This window comes from Exiguobacterium sp. s34, from assembly GCF_018617435.1.
GTDB classification, from domain to species: domain Bacteria; phylum Bacillota; class Bacilli; order Exiguobacteriales; family Exiguobacteriaceae; genus Exiguobacterium; species Exiguobacterium aestuarii.
Genome location: NZ_JACSKE010000006.1, coordinates 113,818 through 127,229, shown reverse-complemented (window position 1 = coordinate 127,229; position 13,412 = coordinate 113,818). Strand labels below are relative to the sequence as shown.

12 protein-coding genes are annotated in these 13,412 nt (G+C 47.5%); all 12 read right to left on the bottom strand.

The window, feature by feature from the left end:
- Positions 1 to 28: 28 nt before the first annotated feature.
- The 12 genes from KNO87_RS13065 to KNO87_RS13010 all read right to left on the bottom strand — a co-directional run bounded on the left by KNO87_RS13065 (position 29) and on the right by KNO87_RS13010 (position 13,379).
- Complete coding sequence (locus KNO87_RS13065; RefSeq protein ID WP_214696425.1) at positions 29 to 1,714, bottom strand: b(o/a)3-type cytochrome-c oxidase subunit 1; 1,686 nt, start codon at positions 1,712 to 1,714, stop codon at positions 29 to 31.
- Entirely contained in the window at positions 1,715 to 2,185 is a 471-nt protein-coding gene (locus KNO87_RS13060; protein ID WP_214790603.1) for a cytochrome c oxidase subunit II, read from the bottom strand.
- Positions 2,186 to 2,209: 24 nt separating this feature from the next.
- Positions 2,210 to 2,329, bottom strand: a complete 120-nt coding sequence (locus KNO87_RS13055) for a cytochrome c oxidase subunit 2A (RefSeq protein ID WP_224863290.1) — start codon at positions 2,327 to 2,329, stop codon at positions 2,210 to 2,212.
- Between the two features lie 178 nt (positions 2,330 to 2,507).
- On the bottom strand, positions 2,508 to 3,218 hold the full coding sequence (locus tag KNO87_RS13050; protein ID WP_214790605.1) for a Crp/Fnr family transcriptional regulator: 711 nt from the start codon (positions 3,216 to 3,218) through the stop codon (positions 2,508 to 2,510).
- 154 nt (positions 3,219 to 3,372) lie between these two features.
- Positions 3,373 to 4,758: an aldehyde dehydrogenase gene (locus KNO87_RS13045; protein WP_214796382.1), complete on the bottom strand. Its 1,386-nt coding sequence runs from the start codon at positions 4,756 to 4,758 to the stop codon at positions 3,373 to 3,375.
- A 149-nt stretch (positions 4,759 to 4,907) separates the two neighbouring features.
- On the bottom strand, positions 4,908 to 6,053 hold the full coding sequence (locus tag KNO87_RS13040) for an MFS transporter (protein ID WP_214790609.1): 1,146 nt from the start codon (positions 6,051 to 6,053) through the stop codon (positions 4,908 to 4,910).
- A gap of 122 nt (positions 6,054 to 6,175) precedes the next feature.
- Positions 6,176 to 6,889 carry a purine-nucleoside phosphorylase gene (gene deoD, locus KNO87_RS13035; protein ID WP_074033044.1) on the bottom strand — a complete coding sequence of 238 codons (714 nt, stop codon included), beginning with the start codon at positions 6,887 to 6,889 and terminating at the stop codon, positions 6,176 to 6,178.
- Positions 6,890 to 6,904: 15 nt separating this feature from the next.
- A complete protein-coding gene (locus KNO87_RS13030; protein ID WP_214790612.1) occupies positions 6,905 to 7,615 on the bottom strand; it encodes a response regulator in 711 nt (236 codons plus the stop codon).
- Positions 7,612 to 9,363, bottom strand: coding sequence for a sensor histidine kinase (locus KNO87_RS13025; protein ID WP_214796379.1), 1,752 nt, complete (start codon positions 9,361 to 9,363; stop codon positions 7,612 to 7,614). Before KNO87_RS13025 ends, KNO87_RS13030 begins: the two co-directional genes overlap by 4 nt.
- 101 nt (positions 9,364 to 9,464) lie before the next feature.
- Positions 9,465 to 10,682: a M48 family metallopeptidase gene (locus tag KNO87_RS13020; protein ID WP_214796377.1), complete on the bottom strand. Its 1,218-nt coding sequence runs from the start codon at positions 10,680 to 10,682 to the stop codon at positions 9,465 to 9,467.
- 98 nt (positions 10,683 to 10,780) lie between these two features.
- Positions 10,781 to 11,881, bottom strand: coding sequence for a PQQ-dependent sugar dehydrogenase (locus KNO87_RS13015; RefSeq protein WP_214796375.1), 1,101 nt, complete (start codon positions 11,879 to 11,881; stop codon positions 10,781 to 10,783).
- Between the two features lie 37 nt (positions 11,882 to 11,918).
- Positions 11,919 to 13,379, bottom strand: coding sequence for an MDR family MFS transporter (locus KNO87_RS13010; protein WP_214796373.1), 1,461 nt, complete (start codon positions 13,377 to 13,379; stop codon positions 11,919 to 11,921).
- Between the last annotated feature and the right edge of the window lie 33 nt (positions 13,380 to 13,412).

Below are 13,412 nucleotides of genomic sequence, written 5' to 3'. Positions count from 1 at the left end.
GTCAGCTCACGAATGAGCTGACTTTAGTTTACCAGAGTACCCAACCACGCGCTCCTGGAGGCGCGCTTTCAATCAAGTGCCAGATTGGAACCGTATATGCAAATGCGATCAAAACAAACGTCACGGTGATCCACAGTTTCCAATTCTCGAAATAGCGCGGTGTGTCCATCGCTGCTTCTTCCGTCTCGGCGAGCGGGAATTCCTCTTCGCCTTTCGGTGCGAGGAACGACAGGTTGAACATCGAATACACGAAGATGAGAACCGAGATGAACAAGATTGTTCCCCCAATCGCCATCATGACGTGGTATGGGATCCATTCCCGTGTCAACGCATCCGAGAAGTAAGTCGCTGGACCTGTACGACGCGGGTTCCCGTTCAATCCTGAAATATGCATCGCATACGACATGATGGCCATACCGAACGCCCAAGTCCCTGCTTGAATCAATCCAAGTTTGTTCATTGCCTTCGTCAACGTACGACCACGAAGTACCGGCACAAGCCAGTAGGCCGTTCCGAAGAACGTCAAGGCGACAGCCGTCCCGACTGTAATGTGGAAGTGCCCCGTGACCCAAAGCGTATTGTGGACCATCGCGTTCAATTGGTGCGAAGCGTTGATGATTCCACCTGCACCGGCTGGAATGAAGAATAACATCCCGACGAATGGTGCAAGGAAACGAACATCGCCATACGGCATTTTCTTCACCCATCCGAACAACCCTTTCGCGCCGAGCGCACGTCCACGAAGTTCGAACGTCGCAAAGAGCGAGAATGCTGTCATGAATGACGGGATAACGACCAAGAACGTCAAGATGACCTGTACGAACTTCCAGAACGGTTCAATGCCCGGTTCTGTCAATTGATGGTGGAAGCCGACCGGGAATGAGAAGAGTAGGAATAACAAGAATGCCATCCGTGCCAACGCATCTGAGAAGATCTTCCCACCGATGACTTTCGGTACGACCGTATACCATACAATGTATGCTGGCATGAGCCAGAAATAAACGAGCGGGTGACCGAAGTACCAGAACAATGTACGTGACAACTCGATTCCGACTGTATCCGTCCATCCTAATGAGAGCGGAAGGAGTTGGAATAAAATCGTTGCTGCGACACCGAGTGTTGCAATGTCCCATAGAAGCATTGTCATAATACTCATATAAGCCGGGAGCGGTGGATGAACGCCTGGATTGTCACGTTTATAATCCGCATACATACGGAACATCGCGAACGACGACAACCACGTTCCGACTACGAACAAGACGAGTCCGACATAGAAGAGCGGATCTGCCATGAGCGGTGCATAAAACGTATACAAGACCGTCCCTTTGTTGGCCAAAATCATGACCGTTACCATGACGGCACCGATAATCATCGTCCAAAAGCCGAGCCACGCGACACGTGTCGGGAATGATTCAAAGCGACCGAACGACTTCGCCAGTAACGCATATAAGAGACCAATGATGAACATCGTCGTGAAGACGATCCCGAGCATGATACCGTGAGCCGTTAGCAATTGATAATATCCAAAGATTTCAGGGATGACCCCGGTCCGAATCAACGTCTGTGTCAAACCAGCCAACGCTCCGATCAAGACGGCGAGAATCGATACGAGAACGTGACCGTAAGCAAGACGCGCCTCTTTCGCTCCGATACTCGGAACAGGAACCCCGCGTTCCATCTCCCATTGTTTCAGTTTAGATGATACGTCGTTCATTTATTCCACCACCTTGATTTTAGTCGACATCATGTGATGCCCTGTTCCACAATACTCGTTACAAAGAATCAAAAATTCGCCAGCTTCCTCGAACGTGTACGTCAATGAGTTGATATGTCCTGGGACAACCATCATGTTGACCGGTGTACCCGTTAACTGGAATCCGTGGACGACGTCTGGTGACGTCACAAGGAACGTCACTTTTGCACCTTTTGGAATCTCAACATTCCCTGGCGTGAACGTAAATGCTTGCGCGATCATGACGAGTTCGTATTCATTGTCGCCAATTTGATGTAGCCCAGGTTTGTCGAACGGAGCCGTCTGATTCACTTTTGCTGGATCAATCAAGTCCGCATCTGATGCTGGCTGATTCCCTGCTGCGAATGCCGATACCCCGAGGACCGTCAAGAAGACCGCGAGTAGGATAATACCAAATGTAAGCCAATATTTTTCTAGTTTATGAATATGCACGATGAGACTCTCCTCCCTACATGTTTATCGAGTGACGAATAAGTAAAAGACTGATGACCACATGGCAATGATGACACCCGCAACGATCATGACCGATGTAAACGTTCCTTTTAGGTTCGGTTCTTGCCCATCTTTATGTTCCACGTGTAAGACCCCTTTCGCTTGTTTTTCCATCTTCATTGTATGCAATCGTCTAGGTGATAATATGTGATATTTATCACTCCAAAAGTGACAATCACATCGATTTTGCGTAGTTTCAACACACAAAATTCACATTTCGATAAAAGAAGCCCACAAAAAAACCGTCTCCTGATGAGACGGTTTATAAACGACATATACCTGCAGGGCAACCTTCGCAGTGACAAAGCTCTTTCAAAAAATCAACATCATGAATGACAATCGATTTGGCCGTCGTGCTAATGACCCCTTCTTTTCGCCACTGACTAATCAATCGGTTCACCGTCTCGCGTGGCGCTCCGATCAATTGCCCGAGTTCACCGTCTGAAGGATGACGTGGAATGACGATTGTCCCCTCTTCCTCGACACCGTGCATAGCTGCCATACGGAGCAACGTTGAAGCCAACGCCCCTGGCTTTCCGTACAATAATAAGTCACGTACCTTCATTTCTGAATGCTTGCGCATCATCGACGTCCATCGTAAAATTTCTCCGGCAAATCGAATATCGCGTTGCATGAGCGATTCCAATTCTCGTTTTGAAATGGTACCAATCGTACTTTCTTCAGTCGTTTCGATGCTGTATGAACTAGGGAAAGTTTCCACGATATCAAACTCACCAAAGAAATCATCCGAACCATACATGAACATGACGAGTGGATTTCCCTTTTTCGTGATTTTCGTGAATTTGACAGAACCACTCTTCAAGTAAAAGAACTTATCACACTTCTCACCTTCCCAACACACGATACTCGCTTTCGGATGATGTTGAATCGTCATCATTTCTAGTAGCAATTGTTTCGTTTCATCTGAGAATACAAAACTGTTCGGTTGGGTCGTTCCACATTGCATTGACATAGGTCGGTGCTCCCTCCACGTTTCATTCGTACGTTCCAATTATGACTTTATTATACAGGAGTGTGACAGGGAGTATCGAAAAAGTATGTGACATTTCAAACAATCTTTTTCAAAAAAAGAGATTCGGCGTTCATACCGAATCTCTCTACAGTATTTATCGTTGAATCAATCGAATCAATTGTTCGGCCGGCTTAAAGTTCGGATACCGGACCGGTAAATCGAATTTCGTCGTGTTCTTTAAAATTGATTTGGCGTGACTAAACGTCTCAAAGCTCGTCCGCCCATGATAGGCCCCCATGCCGCTTTCACCCACTCCACCAAACGGGAGATTCGGGTTCGTCAAATGCATGATGACATCGTTCACACACCCTCCCCCAAAGGAGAGATGTTTCATGACCGTTTGTTCCACGTCTTTCGATTCCGTAAATAGATACAGAGCAAGTGGATGCGGTCGGTCAGAGATGAACTCGATCACTTCATCTAGCTGACGATATGGAATGACCGGTAAAATCGGGCCAAAAATTTCATCTTTCATCACATCGGCATCTTCGTGGAGATTCGTCATAACGGTCGGTGCAATTTTTAGTTCATCCCGGTTCGTCTCACCGCCGAAAGCAAGCTCACCTTCTGTCAAATAGTGAGATAAACGGTCGAAATGCGATTCGTTGACGATGCGCGTGTATCGTTTCGTACCGACACCGTTCCCAAACATCGCAAACGCCTCCTGTTTGATCGCTTCTAAAAGTGCTTCTTGTTGAGATTCATGTACGAGCACATAGTCTGGCGCGACGCATGTTTGACCGGCGTTCATCCATTTCCCCCAGGCGATACGTTTTGCCGCAATCGAGACGTTCGCATCTTCGTGAACGATCACAGGTGATTTACCACCGAGTTCGAGTGTGACCGGTGTCAAATGTTCTGCTGCCGCCTTATTGACGATCCGTCCGACTTGCGTCGAGCCTGTGAAGAAAATATAATCCCATTTTTGATTCAATAGTTCTTGCGCCGTGTCTTTATCTCCTTCGACACTGGCCACATATCGATCGGTAAAGGCACGCTCTAACACCTGCGTCAGGACACGTGCGACATTCGGGGTCAGTTCTGAAGGTTTGACGACCGCTGTATTCCCCGCTGCGATGGCACCGATGAGTGGCGCGACCGCAAGTTGGAACGGATAATTCCACGGAGCGATGATCAATACCGTACCGTACGGCTCATATTGAACCTCACTCTTCATTCCTAAATGGATGGCGGTTCCACGAACACGTTTCGGACGCATCCATCGCTTCAGTTCACGTGTCGTACGTGAAATCTCATCGTAAATGAATCCGATTTCTGTCGTATACGCATCCATCTCCGACTTATTCAAGTCTTCGCGAAGGGCTTCTAGCAAGTCCGCTTCATGATGCTTAATCGATTCCTTCAAAAATGTCAGCATACTCAAACGGAATGCCATCGATTTTGTCGCCTGCGTTTTAAAGAAGCGACGTTGTTTCTGGACAAGCTCGTCAATCGTCAACTGTTCAATCGGTGCCAGCATGAACTTTCCTCCTTGTGATTCATCACATTGATTTCATTTTATCATCGTGAGAAAAGCGAATCAAAAAAACGCTTTCATCGATGTGGGTTATATCATACGTTTAAATGTTTAAACATTTAATCATAGATTAATCGATTATTTTCATCGTGTCAAAACATACGCCCGCTCTTCATTCCACTGATAAGAAAGAGGAGGCTTGCCCCCCATAAAATCAGGCCGGTCAGCATGAACTGCTGAACGATGGAAAGCGGAAGAGCGCTTAAAAACGATGACCCCGCTACCGTTCCGAGAGAGAAAAATGCATAGAACGCCCCGTATGCTTTCCCTCGGTTTTGCGGAGATGTCGATTGAATCAATTGCGTATTGATGGCCGGGAATAAAATCGCAAATCCCACTCCATATAAGGCAAGTACCCCATAAAGACTGGTTTGTACACTTGCTTGTCCAATCAATATCTGACACGTCCCAATGATTGCGACTCCAAGTGCGGTCAATTTAGTCGGTGAAAACCGATCGAACACTCGGTTCGTCGGTAATACAAAGAACAAGACGGCGACCACGCCGAACATGCTGAGTAACGTACCGCTCAATCGTGAATCAAATCCAAGTTCCTGCACGTGAAGCGGTAATAAAAAGGCGAGTGCTCCTTGGGAAAACATGAGGAAGAATGCCCCCCAATAGGCCCGAATCACTTTCGGATCCGGTTTTGTCAGTTCCAGATCGGACTCTTTCTTTTCCTCGATCTTTTGAGTTCGTCGCATCGTCACGACTGTCACGGACAACATCACCCATCCGAACAAAGAAACGAATAAAAAGACCGTCGATGGGGACGTGACACTGGCGATGATTCCACTAAAGGCAGGACCAATGATGGCCGCCAATCCGACGAAACTTCCGGTAATCGCGACTTTCTTCCCTTGACGGTTCGTTGCGGTGACATTCGCTGATAACGTAAATGCAGCCGGTACGATAAGCCCAGCCACAAATCCGTGGACACATCGGACAAACAGCAACATGGAGGGCGAGTCAACAAATTGATAAGCGAGTAAACTTAAGCTCGTCAAGAATAAGCCGAGCACCAAAACGCGATAGGGACCATTTCGATCGGTCCATATACCAGAAAGCACATTTCCAAACGTGTTCGTCAACGAATAGACAGCGATGGAAAAACCAGCGATGAACGAAGATGCGCCAACAGATACCGCAAACGTACTCATGATCGGGAGTTGAGCGAACAAATCAAAAAAAGCAAAAAATACGATGCCATATAATATAAAACGTGATGGAGTTTTCATTTGGACAAATCCTCTTTCTCGTGATCTTATCCTTAGTCTAGCTGGAGCTCCATACGTTTCATAGGGATGAATCGGTTTGGACACAAAAAATCCCTACAGCCATGGACTGTAGGGAAAATCGTTTAGTTCGTTACTTCAACGGCTGTATCGAGTGCGACACGAATCATTTCATCAAATGTCGTTTGGCGCTCTTCTGATGTCGTCTCTTCACCTGTCAACAAGTGGTCAGAGATTGTGAGGATCGTCAACGCATTCACTTTGTGCTTCGCTGCAAGCGTGTATAGACCCGCTGCTTCCATCTCAATAGCGAGGCAACCGAAGTCAGCCCATTTTTTGAAATGGTGGAAATCATCTTGATAGAATTGGTCCGCTGTGAAGATTTGTCCGACTTTCACCGGGATGCCCGCTTTCTCTGCATTCATATATGCACGATGTAGGAGGTCGAACGTCGCTGTTGGCGCATAGTCCATTCCGTTGAAGCGGACACGGTTTTGACCCATCTCACTTGACGCGCTCATGGCGATGACAACATCACGCACTTTGACATCTTCTTGAATCCCGCCAGCTGTTCCGACACGAATCAAGTTTTTTGCGCCGTACGACATAATGAGTTCATTCACATAGATCGACATCGAAGGCACACCCATCCCTGTTCCTTGAACTGAGATGCGCTTACCTTTATACGTACCCGTGAAGCCGTACATCCCACGAACTTCATTATATAATTCGACGTCTTCTAAAAACGTCTCCGCAATGTATTTGGCGCGAAGCGGGTCCCCTGGAAGTAATACCGTTTCTGCAATTTGTCCTTCTTGAGCTCCAATGTGTACACTCATGTTTGAATTCCTCCTTTAAGCTTGTCGTTGAACCTTTTCCCGAAATTCGTTCGGAGTAACACCGACTTGTTTTTTAAAGACCTTCCGGAAATACTTATCGTCCGAAAAGCCCACTGCTTGGGCGACTTCATAGATACGCTGTCTACTCGTCTCTAACAGGCGCTTCGCTTCGTTCATCCGAATCGTCAACACGTATTCAGACAAGTTCACGCCATATTGTTGTTTAAAACGTCGCGAGATGTACTCTCGACTTAAGTAAAATCGTTCACTCATACCTTGCAAACTCAGCTCTTCCGAAAAATGTTGTTCAATGAACATTCCAATCTGAGAAATCGGGTCACCACTCGATTCATTGACCACGTCCCCTAATGCGCGTGCCAACGTATCATTCAATACATCGGGGTCAATCGGTTTCAACAAATAATCAAAGCTTCCATATTGGATGGCCCGTCGCATATACGAATATTCATCGTATCCTGTCAGTACGACAAGCTTAGCAAATGAAGCATGGTCGTGTACCCACTCCATCAGTTCGATGCCATCACAATGGGGCATTTGAATATCGGATAAAATGAGCGCTGGACGTTCCTGCTCGATGAGCGTCTGTGCTTCACGCCCATCCCTTGCTTCAAGTACGATCGTCACACCGAATCGTTCCCATTCACCGAGTAATTTCACCGCTTCCCTTACCGGAGATTCATCATCTACAATCAACACTTTCGTCATGACGCCACCCCCTCAGAAGAAGCGGGGAAACGCATCACAATTCGAAAACCGCCTGTTTCAGGTGTAGCCAACATAAATTCTGCCTCCCGATTATAGTTTAACATGAGTCGATCACGAATGTTTCGTAATCCTGTGCCTTCTGTGTCATAAAATGTCGAATCGCTTTGCTCGATTCGTGACATGACCCGTTCCCATTCCTCGGCCGTCAGCGAACGACCACTGTTCTCACAGCGAATCACAAGTGACGTATGATCCATACAGGCCGTCACCTCAAATCGATTTGCTAATGCAGACCCGTCCCGTTCGAAACCGTGTTTAAAGAAGTTCTCTGCCAACGGCTGTAAAATCATCTTTGGGACAATCAGTTCATGTAGTTCCTCAGGGATTGAGACAATCACTTGAAACTGATTTGGAAACCGTACGTCTTGAAGACGAATGTATGAGTTCAAATGCTCGATTTCTCGCTTTAGCGTAACCATCGACTCTTCTGGATGCATCGTATAGCGCATCATCGAAGAGAGTTGCGTAATCAATCGATAAACCGTTTTGCCCTCTCCTTTTAACGCCAACGTTCCAATCGACTGCAACGCATTGAATAAGAAATGCGGGTTGGTTTGCGCCTGAAGTGTGCGCAGCTCGTTCGTTCGATTCTCTAAGGCGAGCTTATACTCTCGTTGAATCAAATCATCGATCCGTTCAATCATTCGCTTGAACTGTCTCCCAAGTACGCCAAACTCATCATTTCCGAGGGAATCAAATGAGACGGTCATGTCTCCTTGCTCGATTCGCCAAATGTTCGAGGTCAATGTCTTGATTGGAGTCGTCAACTTCATCGAGGCATACGTCGCTCCGATCAATGCCAAGATGAGCGAGACAATCCCGACAAGCAAGATGATGAACGACGTTCGTGAGGCCGGTTCGGTCAAGAGTTCATCCGGGATCGATTTACCGACATAAAACTGTTGATGGTCGAACTCGAAGGTTTTCGTGATCTGATGGTGTTTTCCGTCTGTCGAAATCGACCGCGGTTGAAACGAAGTCGGGATCTCCCCTTCACCGAGGTGGGCGAACACGCGGTTATCCTCACCGACAAACCATAAACTTTCTTCCGGATTATTCTGCAGAGAGGCCAACTGTCCGATAAATAAATTTTCAGGGATATCAAGCGATAGAATAGCAAGCGGTTCATCCGTTTCAATTTTATCGAGTCTAAAATGAAGCGTCACGACGTCCTCTTGCGTCATAATCGGTCCAAAATCATGATAAGGAATGAGTGGATGGGAAGCTTCCAATAGAACACGACTTTTTGGATTCTCTAAAAGCTGTTGCTGGACGACACTTGGTTCTTTTTTCGAGCGCGGGGATACTTTCATCTTGTACGCTGCGAACGAATCCATATCTTCGAGCATCAACAGCTGAATTTGCGCCACGTCTTCACGGGACAAATACATCGCAAGTAGAGCACGTCGCACTTCAATCTCCGTTTCTCTTAATGAAAGACCCGGTCCGTACTCTAAAATATCCAATACATCGCGGTCGGCATATAGACTCGTGGGAAGCCGACTCAAATCAGAGATGTAGCGCTCCATCTGACGTGTGCCTCGTTCGAGCGACCATTCGGTCATCTCGAGACCACGTTCACGCTCCCGATCTTTTACATACCAAAATGAAACAATCGTCGCTAAAATGACTGGCACGATAATCGTCAACGCAATCATTCCCGTTAACTTTGTCCGAATGCTATTCACCGATCTCCCTCCTACTCCAACAGTATATCACGCGTTATGCAAACGTTTGCAAAAAAATCCTAAAAAACCTCCTCGTCTCTTTTGAGACAAGGAGATTTCCGTTATTCATAGGATTCCATCAACTCAATGAGTTCAGGACCATGACCCCAATCACGTGCCGTGTCAATCGGTGTCATCCCGCTGTCGTTTTCGAGTGTGACGTCAGCTCCGTTATCTAGCAAGAGTTGAACCGTTTCTTCATCAACCTCATCATTGTAGAACAAGTTGTGAAGGGGTGTTTCGCCGTACTCGTCTTGGACGTTCACGTCAGCACCGTTTAATAGTTCCGCTTCAATCTCTTCATAGCTCGCATTGTTATACGTCAATTCTTGAATCGGTTCTTCCCATTCAAGTGCCCAGTCATCTCCAAAGTCTTCGGTCATGCCTGCTGATACGATTTCGGTCAAATCATCACTCATCACGAGTAAGGCGATGATGGCTCCGTTCCCGATCACCGTCAACAACACCATCGAAATGATTGAAGCTTTCACATATCCAGCCGTCTTGAATACCGGAACGTTTTCTTCACCGGCAGATGTTGCAATCGATGCGATTCGCTTCGGCAACGTTGGATGTGTCGACAACAATTCACTATACTTCGCAATAAATCCGTTTTCCCGACTTGCTTCATATAAATAGTCAAACTCATTCACTTCTTTCGCGAGCGGCCCCCCGATCGCGAGAACCGTTAATGCACGTTTCGCCGCCCCGAAATCTTGAATGTAATGGGCAGCCATCCGGTCACACGTATATTCACAAGCGCGTGAATAGGCAGAACCTAAGAAAGGAATGATACTTCCTAGCAAGACGACCCACTGTTTTTGGACATGGTTTCGGCGAATGTGCGCCAGCTCGTGCGCGATGACGAACTCCACTTCTTTCGTCTGACCCGTCCGTGTCAATTCCACAACATCCGAATACAAAATGACCATATTCTTTTGGAAGAAACGAGTGGCAAAAGCGTTTAGCACACCGCCCGCTTGTAAAATATACACATCCGGTAACAAGCGGATGCCCATATCTGCCCCGACACGTTGGACCATGTCATGGAGTTCTGTGAACTGACGAGCCGTCACTTTGACACCGTTCGTCCGAATGTACCCGATTTGAATCCAGTGCGTAAAGAGCGAGAGCGATACGATTGTACCGATGATCCATAAAAATAGACCAAATGAGGCTACCGTCAACACGACCCCGAGGATCAACACGAGTACGCTTGCTGCAACTAAAAGTGAGAAGTATAATTTTTCTCGTTTATGTACCAAGTTTGAATGATTCATCTAAATTCTCCTTCTTTTTCCAAAATACATGTTTAATTATACCGTTACTTCCAGAAGAAACAACGAAAAAAAATAGAAACTGACAAAGTCGTCAGTTTCTAGCGAATCGTTACTTGATAGAGTTGATCATCTTGCGGCTGCGGGGTGCCTCGTCCGTCCGTATTATTCGAAATAAAGTACAATGTGTCGTCTTCTAACCACACATCACGAATCCGCCCCACATCTTCGACAATCGTCGTCACTTGTTTCGTTTCTCGGTCGATGGCGACGAGACGCTCGTTCCGAAGCGTTGCCATATAGACGTATTGCTCATCTGTCGCAATACCAGAAGGTGCCCACGACGTGTCACCTACTTCAAACCATGGTGTGACAAGGCCCTCTTGTTCTTGATTTGCCTCAATGATTGGCCATCCGTAATTATTTCCTTCTTCAATCATATTGACCTCGTCATGCCCGCTCGCCCCATGCTCACTCGCATAAAGCATGTCGTCAATCCGACTCAGACCTTGGGGATTCCGATGACCTAGGGAATAAATCCAGTCGGTCGGTTCACCTTCACCCGATAATGGGATTCGTATAATCTTTCCGGCTAACGATGATTCGTCTTGTGCGAGTTCAGGCACGAGCGCATCTCCCGTCGTCACCCAAAGGTTCTCACCGTCCAGCAATAGGCGACCCCCGTTGTGGAAACGCGCACCAGGAATCTCATCAAGTAAGACATTCGTCTCTTCAAAGCGTTCTCCATCCCACGTCAACTCGACGACACGATTTTGAACGTTTCTTCCTGACGATCCGTACGTGTGATACGCGTAAAGTTTACCGCTCGATTCAAAATCTTCGCTTAACGCAAGACCAAGGAGTCCTCCTTCACCAATCTCGAACACGCTTTCCTCGAAGTTCACGTCTTGTCGGGTTACGCCATCCGAACCGTCAATGACGGTGATGGTACCACCACGTTCTGATACGAGCCATCCGTCCTCTGTCCGAACGAGTGACCACGGGATGGCCAAGTTCTCGGCAACTGTCGTCACCTCACCAATTTCGAGTCCCGATTCTTTCGTCGTGCCCGTCTCACGATCAGTCTCTGACTCATTACGTGTCGACTCTTCTGAAACTGGTGGTTCTGTTCCTTCGTTCGTTTGTTCTGGCGTACATCCCATCAGAAACAACAATGTCACAATCCCGATTTGACGTTTCATGTCGGTTCGCCTCCCTTTTCCTCATCATACCCTTGTTTCACGAGCGTTGTGAAGGTTCCGGTGGGCGGGCTGGCAAGCGAGACGAGATGACGAACGCGATGATGGCCGCGACCATCGCCCCGATAAAGATGCTGTTCAATCCGGTCGCGATGATTTGTTCTCCTTGCAGTCGAACAGATGCGTTCAACGTCTCCGTGACGCTCTGATTGAAGAAATCTTCTAATGAAACTTGAGATAGCGCCTCGCTGTTCTTAAAGTCATTGAGTACGACAAAGTTAAAGACGGCCCCAAACACGGCAACGCCAAGCGTTTGACCAACCGTACTCAAAAATGAGTTGGTCGCCGTCGCTGTTCCACGCTGTTGATACGAGACGACAGTTTGCAGGACAACGATAAACATCGGTTGAGACAATCCGAATCCGATGCCAATCAGCGCCACTGCACCGTATACCCACACATCCGCACTCGATTGCGATAACAGTGTCAACGTGAGTGTCCCGATGATCAGTAAACCCATTCCAATCAAGGCGCGCCGTCTCGGAGAAGCCACACCAAGTGTACGTCCACCGATAATCGATGTGAACGTCCACGCGACCGATAATGGCATCAACATAAATCCAGCCTCTGTCGCTGATTTCCCTAACACAGCCTGTGCCCAAATCGGGATGTATGCGGACATCGAGACGAGCACCCATGCTGCAAAAAAGACTGACCCGTTGATGGCAGCAATCGTCGGTTGCTTCAATAATTCAAACGGTAACAACGGAGATGTCGCTTTTCGTTCGGATACGAAGAAACCAACTAATAAAACGATACTGAATAGCCCACTGGCAACAATGGTCGTCGTCCATTCATTCGTCTCACTGAATGTAATGAGCGCATATAGAAATGCGGTCGTCCCACCCGCGAACAAAAGAGCGCCTTTCAAGTCAATCCGTTCAGTCGTCTCAGCGACTTTCTCTTTATAGAAGATGACAATCATGATGAACGAGAGTAACGCGAATGGCACGTTCAACAAGAAGACGTAGCGCCATGACAACGTTTCGACCAAAAAGCCGCCGATGACCGGACCGAGTACACCCGATACGCCCCATACGGCACTTAAAATCCCTTGAATCTTCCCGCGTTCCTCATATTTGTATAGATCACCGATAATCGTCATCGAAATCGGAAGCACCGCACCAGCCCCTAGACCTTGCAACGCCCGAAAGACAATCAACTGTTCCATCGACGTGGCTAACCCACATAAGAGTGAGGATAACGTGAACAACCCGATTCCAAACAAGAGGACACGTTTTCGTCCGAATAAATCCGCAACTTTCCCATAAATCGGAGTCGATACGGCCGTAAATAGTAAGAAGGCCGCAAATACCCAGCTGACGAGCGTTGCCCCGTTCAACTCACTGGCGATTACAGGAGTCGCAACCGATACGACGGTCCCTTCAATCGCGGCTAAGAAGGTCGCCAACAAGAGGGCAACCGTCACATTTTTTCTCATACATTCCATCTCCCCAAAAAAATAGTGGCGTCG